Below are 24,298 nucleotides of genomic sequence, written 5' to 3' on the forward strand. Positions count from 1 at the left end.
GTAATAACGAGGCCAGAGAAAATTATGTCCGAACACATTGTGACGCCGTCGTCCGCAACTCCCGCTGTTGTTTCCCCGAAAAATGAAAAAATTAATCTGCTCGATCTTAATCGTCAGCAGATGCGTGAATTTTTCCTTTCTCTGGGCGAGAAACCCTTCCGTGCCGATCAGGTTATGAAATGGATGTATCACTACTGCTGTGATGACTTCGATGAAATGACCGACATCAATAAGGTGCTGCGTAATAAGCTTAAGCAGCTAACTGAAATCCGCGCCCCGGAAGTGGCTGAAGAAAAACGCTCCGCCGATGGCACCATTAAATGGGCGATTCGCGTTGGCGATCAGCTGGTGGAAACGGTTTATATTCCTGAAGACGACCGCGCCACGTTGTGCGTTTCATCCCAGGTAGGCTGTGCGCTGGAGTGTAAATTCTGCTCAACCGCGCAGCAGGGCTTTAACCGCAACCTGCGCGTTTCTGAAATTATCGGTCAGGTGTGGCGTGCCGCGAAAATTATCGGCGCCGCGAAAGTCACCGGTCAGCGTCCGATTACCAACGTCGTGATGATGGGAATGGGCGAGCCGCTGCTGAACCTGACGAATGTCGTGCCGGCGATGGAAATCATGCTGGATGACTTCGGTTTCGGCCTTTCCAAACGACGCGTAACGCTTTCCACCTCCGGCGTCGTGCCTGCGCTGGATAAGCTGGGCGATATGATCGATGTCGCGCTGGCGATTTCCCTGCACGCGCCGAACGATAAGATCCGCGATGAAATCGTGCCGATTAATAAAAAATATAATATTGAGATGTTCCTGGATTCGGTGCGCCGTTATCTGGAAAAATCCAATGCCAATCAGGGTCGCGTTACCATTGAATATGTCATGCTCGATCATATCAATGACAGCACTGACGACGCGCATCAGCTGGCGGAATTGCTCAAGGATACGCCATCCAAGATCAACCTGATCCCCTGGAACCCCTTCCCGGGCGCGCCTTATGGCCGCAGCTCCAATAGTCGGGTCGATCGCTTCGCTAAGGTACTGATGAGCTATGGTTTTACTACCATTGTGCGTAAAACGCGCGGTGACGATATTGATGCCGCCTGCGGACAGTTGGCGGGCGATGTTATTGACCGCACCAAGCGTACGCTGCGCAAGAAAATGGTTGGCGAACAAATATCTGTGAAGGCGCTCTGAAACCGCGCAAGAAAAGCGGGTTTCCAGCGTAGCAGCCTGCCTCCCTTGCTGAGTTTGGCGTAACATACCAGACTTCAGGATAGAAGGAGGCAGTATGCGTAAAGGATTACGATGGCTGGTTATGTTAGCGATGCTAACGTTAGCAGGCTGTGGCGGGCATCAACATGCCAGTGGCAGCGGAGAGATCCGCCTGCAGCTTGGGCTGATCTATCTCTCGCAGAAAGATCTGCCCGCAGCGCGGCGCAATTTACAGCGTGCGTTGCAGGATGCGCCGAAGGATTATCGCGTTTTGCTGGCGATGGCGCGTCTTTATCAGCAAGAGGGCGATAGCGCAATGGCGCAGCATTATTTTCAGACGGCACTTGAATACGCCCCGGAAAATAATCATGCACTTAACAATTACGGTGCGTTTCTTTGCGGTTTAGGGCAGTATGATGCGGCGCATCAACAATTTACTCTGGCCGCACAGCAGAATTCTGCCGCAGCCAGGGCTGATAGCCAGGAACGCGCCGGTTATTGCTATCTGCAGCAGGGAAATTACCCGGCTGCCCAGCAAGCGTTATTACAGGCGCTGCAAAGCGATCGGCAAAAAGCGAACGTGCTACTGGCCGAAGCTAATAAGCATCTTGAACGACAGGAGCCTGAACAAACGCGGCTTTTGTTGGAGGTATATCATCACAGCGCGCCTGCAACAGCAGAGAGCCTGTGGTTGGAGATTCGTTTCGCTGCGCTGGAACAGCGGACCGTAGATAAAGAACGTTACGGTCAACAACTGGCGCAAAATTTTCCACAATCGATACAGTACCAGCATTTTCTAGCTAATGAATACTGAAGCCACTCAAGATACAACAGCAGCAAATTCCACAGGCGCTCGCCTGCGTGCCGCCCGTGAGCAGATGGGGCTGACGCAGCAAAATGTTGCTGAGCGTTTGTGCCTGAAACTTACCACCGTGCGAGATATTGAAGAGGACAAGGCGCCAGCCGATTTGGCCTCGACTTTTTTACGCGGTTATATCCGTTCTTACGCTCGCCTGGTGCATGTTCCGGAAGAGGAACTGCTGCCGATGATGGCAAAGCAGGCGCCGGTACGTGCAGCAAAAGTCGAGCCGATGCAGAGCTTCTCGCTGGGCAAACGTCGTAAAAAACGTGATGGCTGGCTGATGATTTTTACCTGGCTGGTCATCTTTGTCGTGGTCGGTTTGACCGGCGCCTGGTGGTGGCAAAATCATAAAGCCGCACAGGATGATCTGGTCTCGCTCTCCGATCAGAGCAGCACTGGCGATGATAACAGCCAGTCGATTCCGTTAAACGACGGTAGCGTTGAAACTGCGCCTCAGGCTGACAGCCAGGGCACCAGCGTGCCGTTAACCAATACGCCAGTAAACAATACGACCAGCGCGGCGGCCAATACCGCTGCGCCGGGCGCCAGCGCGCCGGTGCCGAATAATGCGGCACCAGTAGCGAACCCGAGTGATGCTAATGCTGTGGTATCGCCAAGCCAGGCGCCGGTGACTGAGCCAGCGCCTGCGGCTACCAACAGCTCGCCTTTGCCGACCGCCAGCGCCAGCGTTAGCGAACCTGCCGCAGACGCCAACACGGTGGTTCTGAATTTTAATGCGGACTGCTGGCTGGAAGTCACCGATGCGTCCGGCAAAAAACTGTTCAGCGGAATGCAGCGCAGTGGTGGTAAACTCAGCCTTTCCGGCACCGCGCCTTATCGTCTGAAGATTGGCGCGCCGGCGGCTGTACAGGTACATTACCAGGGCCAGCCCGTTGATTTAAGTCGTTTTATTCGTACCAACCAGGTTGCCCGCCTGACGCTTGGGGCACAGTAAGCCCTTTGTGCTTTGCGGCAATTATGGAGAAACAGCATGCATAACGAAGCACCCATTATCCGTCGCAAATCAACGCGTATTTACGTCGGCAAGGTGCCAGTGGGTGACGGCGCGCCTATCGCCGTTCAATCCATGACCAATACGCGTACCACGGATGTGGAAGCGACGGTTAAACAAATTAAAGCACTGGAACGTGTCGGCGTAGATATAGTGCGCGTCTCAGTACCTACCATGGACGCGGCAGAAGCCTTTAAGCTTATCAAGCAGCAGGTCAATGTTCCGCTGGTCGCGGATATTCACTTTGATTACCGTATTGCGCTGAAAGTGGCGGAATATGGCGTTGACTGCCTGCGCATTAACCCCGGCAATATCGGCAACAATGAGCGTATCCGCCAGGTTGTTGAGTGCGCGCGCGATCGTAATATCCCCATCCGTATCGGCGTCAACGCCGGCTCACTGGAAAAAGATCTGCAGGAAAAGTATGGCGAGCCGACGCCTCAGGCGCTGCTGGAGTCGGCGATGCGTCATGTTGATCATCTCGATCGGCTTAACTTCGATCAGTTTAAAGTGAGCGTAAAAGCCTCCGATGTCTTCCTGGCCGTCGAGTCTTATCGTCTGCTGGCGAAGCAGATCGATCAGCCTCTGCATCTGGGCATTACCGAAGCGGGCGGCGCGCGCGCTGGCGCAGTAAAATCAGCCATTGGTTTAGGGCTGCTGCTTTCGGAAGGGATTGGCGATACGCTGCGTATTTCACTGGCGGCCGATCCGGTTGAAGAGGTCAAAGTCGGTTTTGATATTCTGAAATCGCTGCGTATTCGTACCCGAGGCATCAACTTTATCGCCTGTCCGACCTGTTCGCGCCAGGAGTTTGACGTTATCGGCACGGTCAATGCGCTGGAGCAGCGGCTGGAAGATATCATTACGCCGATGGATGTTTCCATCATCGGCTGCGTGGTTAACGGGCCGGGCGAAGCACTGGTTTCCACGCTTGGCGTAACCGGCAGCAATAAGAAAAGCGGCTTTTATGAAGACGGTGTACGTCAGCGCGATCGTCTCGATAATGACGATATGATCGATCAGCTTGAAGCGCGCATCCGCGCCAAAGCGGCAATGCTCGACGAAACCCGCCGTATTAACGTGCAGCAGGTAGAAAAGTAAACGGCAGCGTCACACCAGTGGCGCGCTGAATGAACCTGAACGGCTGAAGCCGCGCAGGTTTTTTTCTGTTTTAGGTTTCTGGGATTATCACCAGAACGGCCAGGCAATTTGCCTGGTGCAATTTACATATAGAGAGAAATGACGTGGCGAAGAACATCCAGGCCATCCGCGGCATGAACGACTATTTGCCGGCCGACACCGTTGTCTGGCAGCGTATCGAAGGGATCCTTAAACAGGTGTTGGCCAGCTATGGCTACAGTGAAATCCGCCTGCCGGTCGTCGAGCATACGCCGCTGTTTAAGCGTGCGATTGGCGAAGTGACCGACGTAGTAGAAAAAGAGATGTACACCTTCGACGATCGCAACGGCGAAAGCCTGACGCTGCGCCCGGAAGGGACGGCTGGCTGTGTACGTGCAGGTATTGAGCATGGTCTGCTCTATAACCAGGAGCAGCGTCTGTGGTACATGGGGCCGATGTTCCGCTATGAGCGTCCGCAAAAAGGCCGCTATCGCCAGTTCCACCAAATCGGCGCGGAAGTGTTTGGCCTGCAGGGGCCGGATATTGATGCCGAACTGATTATGATGACCGCCCGCTGGTGGAAAGCGCTGGGCATTGCCGATCACGTTGCGCTGGAGTTGAACTCCATCGGCTCCCTCGACGCGCGCGCTAACTATCGTGACGCGCTGGTGGCGTTCCTGGAGCAGCATAAAGAGAAGCTGGACGAAGACTGTAAGCGTCGTATGTACAGCAACCCGCTGCGCGTGCTGGACAGCAAAAACCCGGACGTACAGGCACTGTTAAACGATGCGCCGACATTGGGCGACTATCTCGACGACGAATCACGCGAGCATTTTAATGGCCTGTGCGCGCTGCTGGATAGCGTCGGTATCGCTTACACCATTAACCAGCGTCTGGTGCGCGGCCTCGACTACTATAACCGCACCGTGTTTGAGTGGGTAACCACCAGCCTGGGCGCGCAGGGCACCGTTTGTGCCGGCGGCCGTTACGACGGCCTCGTTGAACAGCTGGGCGGACGCGCTACGCCGGGCGTCGGTTTCGCTATGGGCATGGAGCGTCTGGTACTGCTGGTGCAGGCGGTAAACCCTGATTTTGAACCGTCACGTATTGTTGATGTCTATGTTATCGCTTCGGGCCAGGGCGTGCAGTCCGCTGCTATGCAGCTGGCGGAGCAGGTGCGCGATGCCGCGCCTGCGCTGAAGCTGATGACTAACTTCGGCGGCGGTAACTTTAAGAAGCAGTTTGCTCGTGCCGATAAGTGGGGCGCTCGCGTTGCGCTGGTATTGGGCGAAGATGAAGTCAAAGCCGGGCAGGTAGTGGTTAAAGACCTGCGCAGCGGTGAGCAACAAACGCTGGCGCAAAATGATGTCGCCGCGGCGTTAGTCACGCTGCTGTCATAAGCACTTACGGCAGGAACAGTTAAGGAGAAGGATTGCGTGGAAGTTTACAGCAACGAAAACGAACAGGTGGACGCGCTCCGTCGTTTTTTTGCCAATAACGGCAAAGCATTGGCGATCGGTGTGGTGCTGGGCATTGGCGCTCTGGTCGGCTGGCGCTACTGGAGTACGCACCAGGATACCTCTGCACGTGAAGTGTCGGCGAATTATCAGCAGGTTACCAGCGCGCTGGACGCCAACAAGCCGCAGACGCTGGAAGCGGCGGCAAAGTTCGCCAGTGAAAACAGCAATACCTATGGTGCGCTGGCCTCGCTCGATCTGGCGAAGCAGTACGTTGATAAAAACGAGCTGGCGAAAGCGGCCACGCAGTTACAGAACGGCATCAAAATACGCAGGACGCCAATCTACAGGCGGTCATGAATCTGCGTGTGGCGCGTATCCAGCTCCAGCAAAAGCAGGCTGACGACGCGCTGAAAACCCTGGATAGCGTAAAAGGCGAGGGCTGGACGGCCATCGTCGCAGATATTCGCGGTGAAGCGCTGCTGAGCAAGGGCGACAAGCAAGGCGCCCGCGATGCCTGGAGTAAGGGGATCGATTCCGAGGCGTCTCCGGCGCTGAAAGAAATGATGCAGATGAAGATGAATAACTTAGGTTAAGCCATTAAAGAGAGAGCGCATGGAATTACGTAAATACCTGCTGCCAGGGCTGATTTCAGTCACTTTACTCAGCGGTTGCTCGCTGTTTAGCGGCGAAGAAGATGTCGTCAAAATGGCCCCGTTGCCGAAAGTTGAAAACCAGTTCGATCCGCAGGAAGTGTGGAGTACCTCTGTCGGCGACGGCATCGGCGACTTCTACTCAAATCTGCATCCCGCCTGGCAGGATGGCACCGTTTATGCCGCCGATCGTTTTGGCATCGTTAAGGCGCTGGACGCTGGTGACGGTTCGCAGAAATGGAAAGTAAACCTTTCTACCGATAATGGCTTCTTCTCGAAAAATACGCCAGCGCTGCTCTCTGGCGGCGTTACCGCAGCGGGCGAACATATCTATATCGGCAGCGAGCGCGCGCTGGTTTATGCATTGAACAGCGCTGATGGTTCCGTTGCCTGGCAGACAAAAGTGGCTGGCGAAGCACTTTCGCGTCCGGTGGTCAGCGATGGCCTGGTGCTGATTCACACCAGCAACGGCATGTTGCAGGGGCTGGATCAGAGCAGCGGCGTTGTGAAATGGACGGTTAACCTCGATATGCCAGCGCTGTCGCTGCGCGGCGAATCGGCGCCTGCAACCGCCTTCGGCGGCGCAATCGTGGGCGGTGATAACGGCCGCGTCAGCGCGGTGATCCTGAATCAGGGCCAGATTATCTGGCAGCAGCGTATTTCCCAGCCGAGCGGCGCGACCGAAATCGATCGCCTGAGCGATGTGGACACCACGCCGGTCATCGTTAACGGCGTTGTTTACGCGTTGGCCTACAACGGCAACCTGACCGCGCTGGATCTGCGCTCCGGCCAGATTTTGTGGAAACGTGAAATCGGTTCGGTGAAAGACTTTATTGTTGATGCAGGCCGTATCTATCTGGTCGATCAGGACGATCGTATCGTGGCGCTGAACGCCGACGGCGGCGTTGCTATCTGGCGCCAGAGCGATCTGTTGCACCGTAACCTGACTTCGCCGGTTCTCTACAACGGCTATATTGTGGTTGGCGACAGCGAAGGTTATCTGCACTGGCTGAATACCGACGATGGACGTTTCGTCGCCCAGCAGAAAGTTGACGGCTCCGGCTTCCAGACGGAACCGGTCGTCGCCAGCGATAAGCTGCTGATTCAGGCGAAAAACGGCGAAGTCTATTCCATCAAGCGTTAACCCCTGGCGGTGAACGCATAGCTGATTAACGGCTCCTGGCTTACAGGGGCCGTTTCGTTTTTTTGACGGCGTGTTATCCTTAGCGCCTTCAGCCTGATCGGGGCGGCGCTGACCGTTTATACTAACCTGTTCAGGCTTCTGATTTTTCGTTTCGTAATGAGGCTTTATTTATGATACCTGTGGTCGCGCTGGTTGGGCGTCCTAACGTGGGCAAATCCACCCTGTTCAACCGTTTAACGCGCACCCGCGATGCGCTGGTGGCTGATTTCCCCGGTCTGACGCGCGATCGTAAATACGGGCGCGCCGAGGTAGAAGGGCGAGAATTTATCGTCATTGATACCGGCGGTATTGACGGCACTGAAGATGGCGTGGAAACCCGAATGGCGGAACAGTCGCTGCTGGCGATTGAAGAAGCGGATGTGGTGCTGTTTATGGTTGACGCCCGTGCCGGCCTGATGCCAGCCGATCAGGCGATAGCCAAGCATCTGCGCTCGCGCGAAAAAGCGACGTTCCTGGTGGCGAACAAAACTGACGGCCTGGACGCGGACAGCGCGGTTGTCGATTTTTACGCGCTGGGCCTGGGCGAAATTCACTCTATCGCCGCTTCGCACGGCCGTGGCGTCACTTCGCTGCTGGAAACGGCGCTGCTGCCGTGGATGGACGAAGTGGCACCGGCGGAACCGCTGACCGAAGAGGAAGAGAACGAGGCATACTGGGCGGCGCTGGAAGCCAAAGAAAACGGTGAAGAGGCCGAGGAGGAAGAAGAAGACTTCGACCCGACCGGTCTGCCGGTAAAAATTGCCATTGTTGGCCGTCCTAACGTAGGTAAGTCAACGCTTACCAACCGTATTCTGGGCGAAGATCGCGTGGTGGTTTACGATATGCCGGGCACCACGCGCGACAGTATCTATATTCCGATGGAGCGTGACGATCGCGAATATATTCTGATCGATACCGCTGGCGTACGTAAGCGCGGCAAGGTTACCGATACCGTTGAGAAGTTCTCGGTGATCAAAACGCTACAGGCGATTGAAGATGCCAACGTCGTGCTGCTGGTGATTGATGCCCGCCAGGGGATTTCCGATCAGGATCTCTCGCTGCTGGGCTTTGTGCTGAATAGTGGGCGCTCACTGGTGATTGTGGTCAACAAGTGGGATGGCCTGTCGCAGGAAATTAAAGATGAAGTGAAAGAGACGCTCGATTTCCGTCTGGGCTTTATCGATTTCGCCCGCGTTCACTTTATTTCTGCTCTGCATGGCAGCGGCGTCGGCAACCTGTTTGAATCCATTAACGAAGCCTACGATTGTTCAACCCGTCGCGTCGGCACATCTATGCTGACGCGTATTATGACGATGGCCGCTGACGATCATCAGCCGCCTTTGGTGCGCGGTCGCCGCGTGAAGCTGAAATATGCGCACGCCGGTGGCTATAACCCGCCGATCGTGGTCATTCACGGCAACCAGGTTAAGGATCTGCCGGACTCTTACAAGCGTTACCTGATGAACTACTTCCGTCGTTCGCTGAACGTGATGGGGACGCCGATCCGTATCCAGTTTAAAGAGGGCGACAACCCGTTTGCGGGCAAACGCAACCTGTTGACGCCAAATCAGCAGCGTAAGCGTAAGCGTCTGCTGTCGCATCTTAAAAAGAATAAGCGTTAATGAATAAGGGCTGCGGAAACGCGGCCCTTTTCTTTAGCAATATTATTGAGCAGCGGGAACGTAAATCAGAGAATTGGGTTTCTGTTACCGTTATTGTGGGAAGGATGATTCTCAAGCCAGCGGCGTATTACAGGAATATCTCATGCAGCTATGTGAAAAATGTCAGCATACGCTGACGCTTACCGACAGTGATTTTTATTGTGAACAGTGCGGCGCGCATTATGCGCGTCAGGCGTTATGTCCCGACTGCCATCAGCCGTTACAGGTTCTGACCGCCTGCGGCGCAACCGACTATTTTTGCCAGCACGGACATGGGCTCATTTCTAAAAAACGCCTTGAATTTATAGCGGTAAGCCAGTAAATCGCGGCGTCAGGCGTCATAGGATTTTATGGTAAGCCTGGCGCGGCTCCTTCTGCTTTTCAGCATTCACATTAAGCGTTGCGCCGCTTATTTTCGCCTCCCGGATACTTTCTTGTGTCCGCTTATCAGATACTTTTCGTTTTTGAAAGGGCCCCACTGTTCCTCTTATTGCTCAGCGTTCCCCTTTATAACCGAGCCAGCTGCTGCTTCTCTTATTTCCCAGCCTCAAATGTTGCCTTTCACGGAACCGGACAGAAGCGTCGCCCTTCTGTTTTTTAAACTAAGATTTATCTGAGCATTCTTTTCAGCAAAAGTGCGAATTTTCGCGCTCTTGTTAAAAAATTGTTTATTAAATTATGTACCGGTTGGTACAATCCGGCGCGCTGAGGATGATCCTCCGCTTCCCTGGCTCAGGTATCGGCGATTGAAGATGCCTGCAGCCAGCGGTCAGGCATCACCTGCTTCAGCGAATTAAATTGTCATGGTTTGAGCATTAGCTCATCAGCGCCGACGTAAATCGCGACGTACAGAGTTAACAAACCTCGGTTTCACCAGGAGAGTTTTACTATGGCTCAAACAACCACCAGACCGTCAAAATGGCTGAGTTTGTGGTGCATATTGCTGGGTCTGATACTACTTGCTACCGGATTGTTTTTTACGATCGGGGGCGGCAAGCTGGCCCTGCTTGGCGGTAGCAAGTACTTCCTTATTGCGGGTATCGTCACCATTTTTTCGGCAATCCAGTTCTTTCGTCGCAAAACGTCGGCGGTATGGCTGTTTGCGCTGGTATTTATTGGCTCCTTAATCTGGGCGCCAATTGACGGCGGCTTTGAATTTTGGCCACTGGTATCACGCCTGATGGTGCCGACCGGATTTATGATCCTTGCGCTGCTGACGTTGCCAGCGCTGCGTAAGCGTGAAGGTAAGCCTTCCGTTGCCAAAGCGGCCTGGAGCGCCAGCGGCGTACTGGCAATCGCAATGGTCATTACGCTGGTGCAGATGTTCCAGCCGCATCCCACCGTCGCGTTTGACGGTCAACAGCTACCGCTGGTACCGGTTGACCAAAGCAAAGCGCAAAAAGACTGGGAAAACTACGGCAACACCTCAGGCGGTAGCCGTTTTGTCGCGCTCGATCAGATCACCCGTGACAACGTAAAAGATCTGAAGGTCGCCTGGACATTCCATACCGGCGACGTGCCGGACAGCCCAACCGGCAACGGCGCAGAAGATCAGCAAACGCCGCTGCAAATTGGCGATCGCATCTACATGTGTACACCGCATAACAACGTTATCGCGGTAGACGCCGACAGCGGCAAACAGATCTGGAAGCATGAAGTTAATGCGCAGGCTGAGGTCTGGAATCGCTGCCGTGGGCTGGCTTACTTTGATGTTAACAAGCCGCTGACGCAGCCGACGGTGCCGGGTTCAACGCCGGTGACGCCGGTCACGCTGCCTGCGGGCGATAGCTGTCAGCGCCGTCTGCTGATGAACACCATCGATGCGCGCCTGATTGCTATCAACGCCGATAACGGCGAACTTTGCCAGCAGTTCGGTAATAACGGCATCGTTAACCTGAAAGAGGGCATGGGCGAAGCGCAGGATCCGAAATATCAATTAACGTCGGCGCCGACGCTGGCGGGTACAACCGTAGTGGTCGGCGGCCGCGTGGCGGATAACGTCCAGACCGATATGCCTGGCGGCGTTCTGCGCGGTTTTGACGTGATTACCGGCCAGATGCGTTGGGCCTTCGATCCGGGCAATGAGGATCCGAATGCCCAGCTGCAGCCGGGACAGTCTTACGCGCGCAGCACACCAAACTCCTGGGCACCGATGTCCTTCGATCCGGCGATGAACACCGTATTTATTCCGATGGGCAGCTCGTCCGTTGACCTGTGGGGCGCTAACCGCACACCGCTGGATCATAAATATGGCGCGTCCATCCTGGCGCTTGATGCCACCACCGGCAAAGAGAAATGGGTTTATCAGACGGTTCACAACGATCTGTGGGACTTCGATATTCCGATGCAGCCGAGCCTGGTGGACTTCCCGCAAAAAGATGGCAGCACTAAGCCGGCGATCGTTTTCGGCACCAAAGCAGGCCAGGTATTTGTGCTGGATCGTCTGACCGGCAAGCCGCTGACGGAAGTCAAAGAGCTGCCGATGAAGCAGGGCAATATTCCTGACGAGCAGTACACCAAAACCCAGCCGCACTCTGTCGGCATGCCGCAAATTGGCGCGCAGACGTTGAAAGAGTCCGATATGTGGGGCGCCACGCCGTTCGATCAGTTGGTCTGCCGCATCAGCTTTAAGTCGATGCGCTATGACGGCCTGTTCACCGTGCCGGGCACCGACAAATCACTCAGCTTCCCAGGCTCGCTGGGTGGCATGAACTGGGGCAGCCTCTCTACCGATCCGAACAATCATTACATCTTCGTCAATGATATGCGTCTGGGTCTGTGGGTGCAGATGATCCCGGCCAATACTGATAAAATCGCGCGCGGCAGCAACGGCGGCGAGGCGATTAACACTGGTATGGGTGCGGTTCCGCTGAAGGGCACGCCTTATGCGGTTAACAAGAACCGCTTTATGTCGCCGCTGGGCATTCCTTGCCAGGAGCCGCCGTTTGGTACGCTTTCTGCCATCGACCTGAAAACGCAGAAAATCGTCTGGCAGGTTCCGGTCGGCACGGTGCAGGATACCGGTCCGTTCGGTATTAAAATGCGCATGAAAATGCCGATTGGTATGCCGACGCTGGGCGGTACGCTGGCGACGCAGGGCGGTCTGGTGTTTATCGCCGGTACGCAGGATTACTATCTGCGCGCCTTCGATAGCTCAACCGGTAAAGAGGTGTGGAAAGCCCGTCTGCCGGTAGGCAGCCAGGGGGGCCCGATGAGCTACGTCTCACCGAAAACCGGCAAACAGTACATTCTTATCTCTGCGGGCGGTGCGCGTCAGTCACCGGATCGCGGCGATTATGTGATTGCTTACGCGCTGGATAAATAACGCGTCGTTGAAAATAAAAAGGCCCCGATTCGGGGCCTTTTTTTATGGGATCATTCTCCCTCTTTCCACAGCGCTTTAAGTTCCGGCGGCGCCAGGCTGTCAGGGATCACGATCACAATATCGCCGGATTGCTGGTCGGTATTGTAGCTAATCTGAATGCGGTAATAATATTGATCGCCGCGTCCAGCCTGCACCGGCTTATCGGCCGGTTCGCCCAGCGGCAGGGAATGGCGCAAAATTTCGCAAACGCGCGCTTTTTGCGGATCGGGTAGCTGCCCCAGCGCAATACGGCGCTCGCCAGCCAGTTTGGGGATGTAAGCAAAACCGCCTTCGCGCGCCAGATCGATTACGGCGTCGTCGGTCAGTTCCGGTAACTCTTTCATGATAAAACGCCCGTTTCTTTCCACGCGTTCTCAATCGCCTGCGCCGTAGCCTTATTAAAACGGCTCTGGGCATGACGAATGGTGAACTGCGCAAAGGTGTTGAAATCCGCATCTTGCGGCAACGATTTATCGCAAACGGTATCATACCAGGCGCGTCCTGCCAGCTCCCAGGCGTAGCCGCCCAATGCTTTCGCCGCCAGATAAAAGGCGCGGTTCGGAATGCCGGAGTTAAGATGCACGCCGCCGTTATCATCACGCGTCTGGATATAATCGCGCATGTGCGCCGGCTGCGGATCTTTGCCCAGCAGCGGATCGTCATAGGCGGTGCCCGGCTCGCTCATTGAGCGCAGGCCGCGTCCGTTAATGCCGTCCGCCAGCAGCCCTTCGCCAATGATCCAGTCAGCCTGATCCGCCGTCTGTTTGCGATGAAACTGCTTCACCAGCGAGCCGAACACATCAGAAAGCGATTCATTCAGCGCGCCCGCCTGCTCGAAATAGATTAAGCCCGCTTCCGTTTCGGTGACGCCGTGCGACAGCTCATGCGCGACTACGTCGATGGCAATCGTGAAGCGATTGAAAATTTCACCGTCGCCATCGCCAAAAACCATCTGCTGGCCGTTCCAGAAAGCATTTTGATAATCTTTGCCGTAATGAACGGTGCCGCGTAGCGTTAAGCCCTGATTATCCAGCGAGTTACGCTGATACGCCTGCCAGAAGAAATCATAGGTGACGCCCAGATAATCCCAGGCCTCGGTGGCGGCGACATCGCCGGTTTCCGGCTGGCCTTCCTTACGCACCAGCGTACCGGGCAGGCTCTCGGTGTTTTGCGCATCATAAATTTCGCGATCGACATGGCCGCCGACGGCATTTTTCGGCGCGACCGGCTTCTGCCAGTTATGCGCCATCAGATGCTGAACATGGTTTAAGGTGCGCCGGGCATAGTCCTGCTGATGACCGGAAGCGTTATCGATAATTTTGCGCAGAATATAGGGAGGAATAACCGAGCGGACAGGCGTACGAGGCATTGTGGCTCTCCTTAGGCTGAAATAACCCTCATTGATGAAAGCTTATCCTGCTAAGTGTAGTTCAGATATTCCCAGGGGCCGGCCGCGCGCTGCGATCGTTTATTTATTAAAAATGCTGATGTTATGTGCGATCGTCATAGAGCTGCGGATGATGGGTGCTGAGCGCCGGCTGCATCTTATGCGCGTTAAAGCGCCGCACCGATTCCCGTAACGCCAGTTTCCCCTGCAGCAGCAAATTGCAGGGCGGGGCGGCGGGGCGCAGCAGCCTGCGCTGCAACAGCTGAATCGCCTCGACGCCCAGTTCGTCGCGCGGCACCTGCACCGAGGTTAACGGCACATCGTGAATCTCCGCCAGGTTTGAACTGTCGGTACTCATCACTGACATATCGCCCGGCACCGACAGGCCGAACTTATTGACTGCCGCGACCGCGCCCATCGCCATAAAATCGCCGCCGGCGAGGATGGCGCTCGGCCAGCGGCGGCGATCGGGCAGAGCGCTCAGCCAGCTGGTCACTGCCAGCTCCGCCTCTTCCGCGCCGAAGCCGGCGGTAGTGATCAGATGCTGCCCTGCGTCAAAGGTAAGGTTTTGCCGCATCCACGCCTGGCGGATGCCCGCCAGACGCAGTTCCATGGTGTTACGCCGCAGGCATTGCAAGTTAAGGATGTTGCGGTGCCCCTGCTGAAACAAATAGCTGGCGGAGAACTCGCCGATCAGTTGGTGATCGGGGGAAACGCTGTCGAGATGCATGTTGCGGTCACTGCAGTTAATCAATACGCAGGGCTTATTTAGATCCGCCGCCAGCGAATGGATATGCGGATCGTCGATACCGATAATCAGCGCCGCCTGGGTGTGCGGATGGTTCATCCTTTCGACAAACAGCGCGCTGTCGCTGCGCTCCTCTTCCAGCCCGCAGGAGCTGATGCGCAACTCATACGGCCTGAGCGCGTCGATCACGCTCTGGATCACCTTGTAGTAAAAAATGTCGGTGCGCACCGAAAAAGCGCGCGGCGGCGCGAAAATCACCAGGTTGTTCAGCATCAGCCTGCCCTGCGACAGATCCTGCAAAATGCCGTGCTGACGCGCGCAGGCCATCACTCTCTGGCGGGCCGATTCGCTGGTGTTGGCTTTGCCTGCCAGTACGCGCGAAACGGTACTGATCGACAGCCCGGTTTGTTGGGCGATCAGGGTGATTTTTAACTTTCCATTCATTTTGTGATCCCCGTCAAATCAGCTGATGAAAATTTTTTCATCAGCGCTGGATAGCCTGCTGTTAGGCACTCAGGCCCTGTTGCTTACGACGATTTGCTTGCGAATGAAAATTTTTGCAAAAAACGCGGTTTCGCTCGGCAACGCTGCTGGCTAGTCTGCAACGGTAGCTCGGTTGGACAGACGCGACGCTTCACTATGCTGATGGCTCGCCAGGGAAATCAACCGATAATCATAGGGTTAAGCTGGTGATAAGGCTGTTTTGTGAAAGCCGTCGCATTGCACCGCTGTTGTAGCCTTCGATACCCCCACTGAAGCGCCCCGTGGGCGCACCGTCACAGAGACGGCGATGGAGAAGACAGATGAGTATTGAAACCGAACAGACCGCCGCAGCCCGCCCCGCCCGTAAATTCAAATCGCTGCGCTGGTGGATGCTGGCGCTTTTCCTGCTGGGCATCACTATTAACTACATTACCCGCAACTCACTGGGGATTCTGGCACCGGAGCTGAAGGTCAGCCTGAATATGACCACCGAACAGTACTCCTGGGTGGTTGCGGCGTTTCAGCTCGCCTACACCCTGTTTCAGCCGCTCTGCGGCTGGCTGATCGACGTGATTGGCCTGAAAACCGGCTTTCTGATCTGTGCCACGCTTTGGGCGATGGTCTGTATGCTGCACGCCGGAGCGGGAAGCTGGATCCAGCTGGCGCTGCTGCGCTTTTTCATGGGCGGCGCCGAAGCGGCCGCCACGCCCGCCAACGCCCGCGCCATCGCCGACTGGTTTCCGAAGAAAGAGCGCCCCGTCGCCGCCGGCTGGGCCGGAGTGGGCTTCTCCATTGGCGCGATGCTGGCGCCGCCGATTATCGTCGTCGCCCACCTGACGCTGGGCTGGCAGGGCGCCTTTCTCTTTTCCGGCGCGCTGGGGCTGGTTTGGGTGGTACTCTGGTGGCGCTTCTATCATGCGCCGCAGCAGCACCCGAATCTCAGCCAGCAGGAGCTGGATCTGATTCGTGAAGATAACGAGCCGGATCTACCGAAGCTGCCGTTTTTCACCTCGCTGGCGCGCCTCTGCCGCGACAAAAAATTTTACGGCATCGCCATACCCGCTTTTCTCGCTGAACCGGCCTGGGCGGTCTTCAGCTTCTGGGTGCCGCTCTATCTCGCCACCGAGCGCGGCATGGATCTGAAGCAGATCGCGCTGTTCGCCTGGCTGCCTTTTCTGGCGGCCGATATCGGCAGCGTCGCCAGCGGCTACCTCACTAACCTGTATCGCAAATGGTTCGGCTTCCAGCGCATTAATTCGGTGATCGCCAGCTCCGTCACCGGTGCCTTCCTGATGCTGTCGCTGACGCTGGTCGCGGTGACCAAAGATCCGTTTCTGGCGATTGCGCTGATCTCTATCGGCGGCTTCGGCCATCAGGTGATCTCCTGCATGCTGAGCGCGCTGGTGGTGGAGTCGTTCGATAAAAATCAGATGGCGACCGTCAACGGCATGCGTGGCTCCTGCGCCTGGATCGCCAGCTTTCTCTTTTCGCTGCTAATCGGCGCTGTTTCCGACACCATCGGCTTCGGCCCGCTGTTTGTGGCGATGGGCTTTTTCGACCTTATCGGCGCGCTGTTCCTGATTGCTCTGCTGGCCGAGCGCTGCGCTAAAAAACGTTAAATGCTGGAGTGGATATGAAGACGTTAAAAAACTGGACGCTGGCGGGAACGTACGCCGACAGGATTGAACTGCAGGTCGACGAGCGGCATCTGTTTTGCCTCTACGTGCTGGAAGAGTCGCTGTTCCGTATTCTGATCAAACGCAACGGCGAACTGGCGCTGGATCGCACCTGGAGCATCGCGCCGCAGGAGGATGTGCCCTGGGAAGGGCGCGATCGCCTGAGCGCTGCGGGCTTCAGCCTGCCCGGCTATCACCTGGAAACCTGCGATGATCGGCTGATCGTCAGCAGCCAGCGCCTGCGCGTCACGGTGCATCAGCCGCTCTGGCTGGCGTGGGAATATCTGGATGCGGATAACCAGTGGCGTCCGCTGGCCGAAGATCGCCGCACCAGTGCCTATCTGCTGAATGCGCATGGCGACGGCGTGGCGCACTATCAGCGCCGCTTCGCCGATGATCGCTACTACGGGCTGGGAGAGAAAGCAGGCGATCTTGAACGCAGCGGACGCCGCTTTGAGATGCGCAACCTGGATGCGATGGGCTATAACGCCGCCAGCACCGATCCGCTCTACAAGCATATCCCGTTTACCATTACCCGCCGCGAGCAGGTTAGCTTCGGCCTGTTTTACGACAATCTCAGCAGTTGCTGGCTCGACCTTGGTAACGAGCTGGATAACTACCATCAGCCTTACCGGCGCTATCAGGCGGAGGCGGGCGATCTCGACTACTACCTGCTTTTCGGCCCGCGCGTACTGGATGTCACCCAAGCCTTTGTGCGGCTGACCGGCAAAACCTGTTTCGGCCCGAAGTGGAGCCTGGGCTACAGCGGCTCCACTATGCAGTACACCGACGCGCCCGACGCGCAGCACCAGCTACAGCAGTTTATTCGGCTTTGCCGTCAGCACGCTATTCCCTGCGACGCTTTCCAGCTTTCTTCCGGCTACACCTCTATCGGCAATAAGCGCTACGTATTTAACTGGAATTATGACAAGGTGCCGCAGCCGCGCCAGCTAAGCGCGGCGTTTCATGAAGCGGGGCTGCGGCTGGCGGCCAATATCAAACCCTGCCTGCTGCGGGACCATCCGCATTATAAAGAGGCGGCGCGGCAGGGGTTGTTTATCCGCGATTCTGAAACGGATGCGCCGGAGCGCTCCTGCTTCTGGGACGATGAGGGATCGCACCTCGATTTTACCAATCCTGATGCGATTCACTGGTGGCAGCAGGGCGTTACCACGCAGCTGCTGGAGATGGGCATCGACTCCACCTGGAACGACAACAACGAATATGAGATCTGGGACGGCGAGGCGCGCTGTCACGGCTTCGGCCGCCCCGTGGCGATTAAGCATCTGCGCCCGGTGATGCCGCTGCTGATGATGCGCGCCTCGCTGGAGGCGCAGCAGCGTTTCGCGCCGCAGCAGCGACCTTACCTGATTTCGCGCTCCGGCTGCGCCGGTATGCAGCGCTATGTGCAGACCTGGAGCGGCGACAACCGCACCAGCTGGCAGACGCTGCGTTACAACATTCGCATGGGGCTGGGAATGAGCCTCTCCGGACTGTATAACGTCGGTCACGATGTCGGCGGTTTCTCCGGTGACAGGCCGGATGCGGAGCTATTCGCCCGCTGGGTGCAGAACGGCGTTATGCATCCGCGCTTTACCATTCATTCGTGGAACGATGACGGCACGGTAAACGAGCCGTGGATGTATCCCGCCGTAACGGACATCGTACGCGAGGCGATCCGTCTGCGCTATCGCCTGCTGCCCTATTTTTACACCCTGCTGTGGCAGGCCTGCGTCGACGACGAGCCGATGCTACGGCCCACCTTCCTGGATCACGAGCAGGATGCGCAGACCTGGCGGGAAACGGACGATTTCCTGATCGGCCGCGATTTGCTGGTGGCGAGCGTGGTGGAGCCGGGGCAGCGTCAGCGCCGGGTGTGGCTGCCGGATAATGGCGTGGGCTGGTACTGCTTCTGGAGCGGCCAGTGGTACGGCGGTGGACAGTGGATCACGCTGGAGGCGCCGCTGGAGCGGCTGCCGCTGTTGGCGCGCGCTGGCGCCGGGCTGCCGATGTCGCAGCGCATGGCGCATGTGGACGTGGCGGCGGACGATCGGCGCGCGCTGCGATTGTTCCCGATCTCGTCAGGAGAAAGCGAAGGGCTACTGTTTGAGGATGATGGCGAAAGCCACGGCTGGCGTGAGGGCGATGCGCTCTGGCTGCGCTGGCGCATGACCTGCGACGCGACGCGCATTGCGCTGAGCGTGGAACGGGAAGGACGCTATCAGCCCGCGTGGCGACAGCTGGAGGTGATACTGCCGCCCGGCGAGCATCGCGCGCTGTGGATCAACGGCGAGCCGGCTTCAGTCTGATATCTGTAGAGGAAAAGCAGGTAAAAAAAGCGCGCTTTCGGCGCGCTTTTTTATACGCATCTGAATATCACGTCCTGTGGGCGTGGTCATCAACGGGTTTTGGCTCGGCCTTATTGTCTTTGGATTTAAATCTCACAGGACTGGCAGGGACTTCTTTTTGAGGATTTGATTACGCCCTTCCAGGGCGTAATCAATGCCACCTGTTATGCAGGTGGTTTTTTACGGCGTAACGGAGGCATTCGCCGAATGGTCGCGTGCCGTTATATGCGCGGTTTTTTCTGGCGTAACGGCAGCGTTTACCCGATTGCCGCAGGGGGCGCTATAAAGAACGTCAGGCGCGCTTTTTACGCGTTTTTTTCAGCGGTGTAATCGCCTTCACTTCACTTTCCACCCAGCCATCCGCCAGCCGCGTTTGCAGCACTTCGCCCGGCTGTACCTGTGCGGTGGTTTTCAGTACGGCGCCGCCCGGCGTTTGCGTCACGCTAAAACCGCGCGCCAGCGTCGCCAGTGGGCTGACGCCTTCCAGATGCGCAACCAGTACGCCGAAGCGCTGTTTCTCGCCGCTCATGCGCTGCTGCATCACCTGCGTTAAGCGGTAATGCCACTGTTGCAGCTGCTGCTGAGCGCGAGCGATATTGCGCTGCGGCTGCTGCGCTGTCAGGCGCTGGGCCAGCCGATCCTGTTGACGCGCGGCGTTGCGCAGCCGTAGCTGCATTGCCTCATCCAGACGCCGCTGCAGGCGGAACAGCGCAGTTTGCTGACGCGCCAGCCGCAGCTGCGGATGCTGTTGCTGTAAGCGATGCTGCAAACGGGTAAAAGTGCGCTGCTGCTGCGCCAGGTAGTAATCCATCGCCATTTCCAGCCGCGTCTGCTGCGACTGAAGCTGGCGCAACAGCTCGACCTGGTTACGGCTAACGATCTCTGCGGCGGCGGAGGGCGTCGGCGCCCGCAGGTCAGCGACAAAATCGGCAATGGTGACATCGGTTTCATGACCGACGGCGCTGACAATGGGAATACGGCTGGCGAAAATCGCCCGCGCCACGCGCTCATCGTTAAAACACCAGAGATCCTCCAGTGAGCCGCCGCCGCGTCCGACAATCAGTACGTCGCACTCGTTGCGCTGGTTAGCCAACTCAATGGCGCGAGCGATAGCGGCAGGCGCGTCGTTGCCCTGAACCACGGTGGGATAGATGATAACCGGCAGCGACGGATCGCGCCGATGCAGCACGCGCAATACATCGTGCAGCGCTGCGCCGGTGGCGGAGGTAATGACGCCGACCTGGCGCGCCGGGTCGGGCAGCGGCTGCTTATGCTGCTGCTCAAACAAGCCCTCCGCCGCCAGCCGCTGCTTTAGCTGTTCAAACTGCTGTTGCAGCAGCCCTTCGCCAGCTGGATGCATGCTTTCCACGATCAGCTGATAATCGCCGCGCGGCTCATAGAGCGTAACCGTCGCGCGTACCAGCACCTGCTGACCATGCTGCGGACGAAAGGTCACGCGCCGGTTGCTGTTGCGGAACATCGCGCTGCGCACCTGGGCGGTATCGTCTTTCAGCGTAAAGTACCAGTGGCCGGACGCGGGCTGGGTAAAGTTAGAGATTTCAGCGCTGAGCCAGATCTGGCCCATTTCGCCTTCCAGCAGCTGACGCACCGTGGTGTTAAGGCGGCTAACGGTAAAAATATTGGCGGAAGGCGGTAGCGACATGTGATGAGGATCAAATAATAAATCAGCGAGTTAATTCATCGATACTACATGGCTGATGCAGGGGATCAAGACATTTTCTGAAAAAAAGCTGGAGGCAACCGATTACGCCCTGTATAATGCCGCGGCAATATTTTATCTGTTCTCATTCACCCCAGGTTGAGATATTGCCATGCTACGAATCGCTAAAGAAGCACTCACTTTTGACGACGTTTTGCTCGTTCCTGCTCACTCCACTGTTCTGCCTAACACGGCTGACCTCAGTACCCAACTGACCAAAACCATTCGTCTGAACATTCCAATGCTCTCTGCTGCTATGGATACCGTGACCGAAGCTGGTCTGGCTATCGCACTGGCGCAGGAAGGCGGGCTGGGCTTTATCCACAAAAATATGTCCATCGAGCGCCAGGCGGAAGAAGTGCGCAAGGTGAAGAAACATGAAAGCGGCGTTGTAACCGATCCGCAAACCGTACTGCCGACCACCACGCTGCGCGAAGTCAAAGAGTTGACCGAGCGTAACGGTTTTGCCGGTTATCCGGTGGTGAGCGATGACAATAAGCTGGTGGGGATTATTACTGGCCGCGATGTGCGCTTCGTTACCGATCTGAACCTCCCAGTCACCGCGGTGATGACGCCGAAAGAGCGCCTGGTGACGGTAAAAGAGGGTGAGGCGCGTGAAGTCGTGCTGCAAAGAATGCATGAGAAACGCGTAGAAAAAGCACTGGTGGTGGATGACGCTTTCCGCCTGCTGGGCATGATCACCGTAAAAGATTTCCAGAAGGCCGAGCGTAAGCCGCTGGCCTGTAAAGATGAGCATGGTCGCCTGCGCGTTGGCGCGGCGGTCGGCGCGGGCGCAGGCAACGAAGAGCGCGTCGATGCGCTGGTCGCGGCGGGCGTTGACGTGCTGCTGATCGACTCCTCGCACGGCCATTCCGAAGGCGTGCTGCAACGTATCCGCGAAACCCGCGCTAAATATCCTGACCTGCAAATCATCGGTGGCAATGTGGCAACCGGGGCTGGCGCACGTGCGCTGGCCGACGCGGGCGTTAGCGCAGTGAAAGTGGGCATCGGCCCTGGCTCAATCTGTACCACGCGTATCGTTACCGGCGTTGGCGTACCGCAGATCACTGCGGTTTCCGACGCGGTGGAAGCGCTGGAAGGCACCGGTATTCCGGTTATCGCCGATGGCGGCATTCGCTTCTCCGGCGATATTGCTAAAGCGATTGCGGCAGGCGCCGCCTGCGTCATGGTCGGCTCCATGCTGGCCGGCACCGAAGAATCACCGGGTGAAATCGAGCTGTATCAGGGCCGCGCCTTTAAATCCTATCGCGGTATGGGCTCACTGGGCGCGATGTCCAAAGGCTCTTCTGACCGTTACTTCCAGAGCGATAACGCTGCGGATAAGCTGGTGCCGGAAGGTATCGAAGGCCGCGTGGCTTACAAAGGCCGCCTGAAAGGGATCGTGCATCAGCAGATGGGCGGCCTGCGCTCCTGCATGGGCCTGACCGGCTGTGCCACCATTGACGAGCTGCGCACCAAAGCAGAATTTGTACGCATCAGCGGCGCGGGCATTTCGGAAAGCCACGTTCATGACGTGACCATTACGAAAGAGTCTCCGAACTACCGCATGGGATCGTAATCCCGTAATTTTTCTCGCCCGGCATCAGCCGGGCGCTTTTATTGAGTCTATCGCTCTGGAATTGCCTTAATGACGACGGAAAATATTCATAAGCACCGTATTTTGATCCTCGATTTTGGTTCGCAGTATACCCAGCTGGTCGCGCGCCGCGTGCGTGAGCTGGGCGTTTACTGTGAGCTGTGGGCGTGGGATGTGACCGAAGAGCAGATCCGCGGATTTAAGCCGAGCGGCATTATTCTCTCCGGCGGCCCGGAAAGCACCACGGAACTCAACAGTCCGCGCGCGCCGGAATATATCTTTAACGCTGGCGTACCGGTTCTGGGCGTTTGCTATGGCATGCAGACCATGGCGATGCAGCTGGGCGGCAAAGTTGAAGGCTCCAGCGAGCGCGAGTTTGGCTACGCGCAGGTGGAAGTCAGAACCGACAGCGCACTGGTGCGCGGCATCGAAGATTCGGTCAGCGCCGCGGGTCTGCCGCTGCTGGACGTCTGGATGAGCCACGGCGACAAAGTGACCGCGATCCCGTCTGACTTTGTTACCGTCGCCAGCACCGAAACCTGTCCGTTTGCCATTATGGCGAATGAAGAAAAACGTTTTTACGGCGTGCAGTTCCACCCAGAAGTAACTCATACCCGTCAGGGCCTGCGCATGCTGGAGCGTTTTGTGCGCGACATCTGCGAATGTGAAGCGCTGTGGACACCGGCAAAAATCATCGAAGATATCGTTGAGCGTCTGCGCGAGCAGGTGGGCGACGATAAAGTGATTCTCGGCCTCTCCGGCGGCGTTGACTCCTCCGTAACGGCGATGCTGCTGCACCGCGCCATCGGCGATCGTCTGACCTGCGTGTTCGTGGATAATGGCCTGCTGCGTCTGAACGAAGCAGAGCAGGTGATGGATATGTTCGGCGACCATTTCGGCCTGAACATTATCCATGTTCCGGCAGAAGAGCGCTTCCTGAGCGCGCTGGCGGGCATCGACGAGCCGGAAGCCAAACGTAAAACCATTGGCCGCGTTTTCGTTGAAGTGTTCGACGAGCAGGCGACCAGCCTGACCGACGTGAAATGGCTGGCACAGGGCACCATCTATCCTGATGTGATTGAATCCGCTGCTTCCGCCACCGGCAAAGCGCACGTGATTAAATCGCACCACAACGTCGGCGGCCTGCCGAAAGAGATGAAGCTGGGCCTGGTTGAGCCGCTGAAAGAGCTGTTCAAAGATGAAGTGCGTAAAATTGGTCTGGAGCTGGGCCTGCCTTACGATATGCTGTATCGCCATCCGTTCCCGGGGCCAGGCCTCGGCGTACGCGTGCTGGGCGAAGTGAAGAAAGAGTATTGCGACCTGCTGCGCCGTGCCGACGCCATCTTCATCGACGAACTGCGTAAAGCCGATCTCTATAATAAAGTGAGCCAGGCTTTCACCGTGTTCCTGCCGGTTCGTTCAGTCGGCGTGATGGGCGACGGTCGTAAATATGACTGGGTGGTATCGCTGCGTGCGGTAGAAACCATCGACTTTATGACCGCGCACTGGGCACATCTGCCGTATGAGTTCCTCGGCCGCGTCTCCAACCGCATCATCAATGAAGTGAACGGCATCTCCCGCGTCGTTTATGATATTTCCGGTAAGCCACCAGCAACGATCGAGTGGGAATGATTTAACCGCTCTGTTAAGCAGTAAACGTTTTAAGCCCGCATCAGGCGGGCTTTTTTGTGTCTGCAGATTCGGTATAGATAAGGCGGGAAAGCCCTGTTTTTGCGATTTTAGAGAGGTTGAAACGGCGCAATTTCTACCTGGTTCATTCAAAAGACGTTATTGCTTTCAAACGTTTGCCGGAGGA

At 56.8% G+C, this 24,298-nt stretch carries 17 protein-coding genes and 1 pseudogene; 14 read left to right on the top strand and 4 right to left on the bottom strand.

Going from position 1 to position 24,298, the window contains the following annotated elements:
• The first annotated feature begins 24 nt into the window (after positions 1 to 24).
• From P3C52_RS11055 to P3C52_RS11100, 10 genes and pseudogenes are all read left to right on the top strand, one after another.
• Positions 25 to 1,194, top strand: a complete 1,170-nt coding sequence (locus P3C52_RS11055) for a bifunctional tRNA (adenosine(37)-C2)-methyltransferase TrmG/ribosomal RNA large subunit methyltransferase RlmN (RefSeq protein WP_275555050.1) — start codon at positions 25 to 27, stop codon at positions 1,192 to 1,194.
• Between the two features lie 94 nt (positions 1,195 to 1,288).
• On the top strand, positions 1,289 to 2,026 hold the full coding sequence (pilW, locus tag P3C52_RS11060; protein ID WP_275555051.1) for a type IV pilus biogenesis/stability protein PilW: 738 nt from the start codon (positions 1,289 to 1,291) through the stop codon (positions 2,024 to 2,026).
• Entirely contained in the window at positions 2,016 to 3,029 is a 1,014-nt protein-coding gene (gene rodZ, locus P3C52_RS11065; protein WP_275555052.1) for a cytoskeleton protein RodZ, read from the top strand. The genes pilW and rodZ overlap by 11 nt, the downstream gene beginning before the upstream one ends.
• Positions 3,030 to 3,065: 36 nt before the next feature.
• Entirely contained in the window at positions 3,066 to 4,187 is a 1,122-nt protein-coding gene (ispG, locus tag P3C52_RS11070; protein WP_085070722.1) for a flavodoxin-dependent (E)-4-hydroxy-3-methylbut-2-enyl-diphosphate synthase, read from the top strand.
• 143 nt (positions 4,188 to 4,330) lie between these two features.
• The gene (gene hisS, locus P3C52_RS11075) at positions 4,331 to 5,605 is read left to right on the top strand and encodes a histidine--tRNA ligase (RefSeq protein WP_275555053.1); all 1,275 of its coding nucleotides are present in this window, start codon (positions 4,331 to 4,333) and stop codon (positions 5,603 to 5,605) included.
• A 36-nt stretch (positions 5,606 to 5,641) separates the two neighbouring features.
• A pseudogene (locus tag P3C52_RS11080) lies at positions 5,642 to 6,258 on the top strand (YfgM family protein).
• Positions 6,259 to 6,277: 19 nt separating this feature from the next.
• Positions 6,278 to 7,459, top strand: a complete 1,182-nt coding sequence (gene bamB / locus P3C52_RS11085; RefSeq protein WP_275555054.1) for an outer membrane protein assembly factor BamB — start codon at positions 6,278 to 6,280, stop codon at positions 7,457 to 7,459.
• Between the two features lie 170 nt (positions 7,460 to 7,629).
• Positions 7,630 to 9,120, top strand: a complete 1,491-nt coding sequence (gene der, locus P3C52_RS11090; protein WP_275555055.1) for a ribosome biogenesis GTPase Der — start codon at positions 7,630 to 7,632, stop codon at positions 9,118 to 9,120.
• Positions 9,121 to 9,262: 142 nt separating this feature from the next.
• Positions 9,263 to 9,481, top strand: coding sequence for a zinc ribbon domain-containing protein (locus P3C52_RS11095; RefSeq protein WP_275555056.1), 219 nt, complete (start codon positions 9,263 to 9,265; stop codon positions 9,479 to 9,481).
• Between the two features lie 567 nt (positions 9,482 to 10,048).
• Complete coding sequence (locus P3C52_RS11100; protein ID WP_275555057.1) at positions 10,049 to 12,484, top strand: glucose/quinate/shikimate family membrane-bound PQQ-dependent dehydrogenase; 2,436 nt, start codon at positions 10,049 to 10,051, stop codon at positions 12,482 to 12,484.
• 50 nt (positions 12,485 to 12,534) lie between these two features.
• On the opposite strand, the gene P3C52_RS11105 is transcribed toward P3C52_RS11100, so the two are convergent.
• From P3C52_RS11105 to P3C52_RS11115, 3 genes are all read right to left on the bottom strand, one after another.
• The gene (locus tag P3C52_RS11105; RefSeq protein ID WP_275555058.1) at positions 12,535 to 12,867 is read right to left on the bottom strand and encodes a protealysin inhibitor emfourin; all 333 of its coding nucleotides are present in this window, start codon (positions 12,865 to 12,867) and stop codon (positions 12,535 to 12,537) included.
• Positions 12,864 to 13,892 (bottom strand): M4 family metallopeptidase, encoded by a 1,029-nt coding sequence (locus P3C52_RS11110; protein ID WP_275555059.1) that lies wholly within the window; start codon positions 13,890 to 13,892, stop codon positions 12,864 to 12,866. The genes P3C52_RS11105 and P3C52_RS11110 overlap by 4 nt, the downstream gene beginning before the upstream one ends.
• 121 nt (positions 13,893 to 14,013) lie before the next feature.
• Positions 14,014 to 15,102: a LacI family DNA-binding transcriptional regulator gene (locus tag P3C52_RS11115; protein ID WP_275555060.1), complete on the bottom strand. Its 1,089-nt coding sequence runs from the start codon at positions 15,100 to 15,102 to the stop codon at positions 14,014 to 14,016.
• A gap of 359 nt (positions 15,103 to 15,461) precedes the next feature.
• Between P3C52_RS11115 and P3C52_RS11120 the strand changes: the two genes are divergently transcribed.
• Both P3C52_RS11120 and P3C52_RS11125 read left to right on the top strand, forming a co-directional pair.
• Entirely contained in the window at positions 15,462 to 16,760 is a 1,299-nt protein-coding gene (locus P3C52_RS11120; RefSeq protein WP_275555061.1) for an MFS transporter, read from the top strand.
• A 14-nt stretch (positions 16,761 to 16,774) separates the two neighbouring features.
• The gene (locus tag P3C52_RS11125) at positions 16,775 to 19,126 is read left to right on the top strand and encodes a glycoside hydrolase family 31 protein (protein WP_275555062.1); all 2,352 of its coding nucleotides are present in this window, start codon (positions 16,775 to 16,777) and stop codon (positions 19,124 to 19,126) included.
• Positions 19,127 to 19,457: 331 nt separating this feature from the next.
• Here P3C52_RS11125 and xseA read toward each other — a convergent pair whose 3' ends face one another.
• Positions 19,458 to 20,828: an exodeoxyribonuclease VII large subunit gene (xseA, locus tag P3C52_RS11130; protein WP_275555063.1), complete on the bottom strand. Its 1,371-nt coding sequence runs from the start codon at positions 20,826 to 20,828 to the stop codon at positions 19,458 to 19,460.
• A 169-nt stretch (positions 20,829 to 20,997) separates the two neighbouring features.
• Between xseA and guaB the strand changes: the two genes are divergently transcribed.
• Together guaB and guaA are read left to right on the top strand one after the other, a co-directional pair.
• Positions 20,998 to 22,464 carry an IMP dehydrogenase gene (gene guaB, locus P3C52_RS11135; RefSeq protein WP_275555064.1) on the top strand — a complete coding sequence of 489 codons (1,467 nt, stop codon included), beginning with the start codon at positions 20,998 to 21,000 and terminating at the stop codon, positions 22,462 to 22,464.
• A gap of 69 nt (positions 22,465 to 22,533) precedes the next feature.
• Positions 22,534 to 24,114, top strand: a complete 1,581-nt coding sequence (gene guaA, locus P3C52_RS11140) for a glutamine-hydrolyzing GMP synthase (protein ID WP_275555065.1) — start codon at positions 22,534 to 22,536, stop codon at positions 24,112 to 24,114.
• The last annotated feature ends 184 nt before the right edge of the window (positions 24,115 to 24,298 follow it).

The sequence above is a fragment of the Mixta sp. Marseille-Q2659 genome, from assembly GCF_940807255.1.
In the GTDB taxonomy this organism is placed as follows: Bacteria; Pseudomonadota; Gammaproteobacteria; order Enterobacterales; family Enterobacteriaceae; genus Mixta.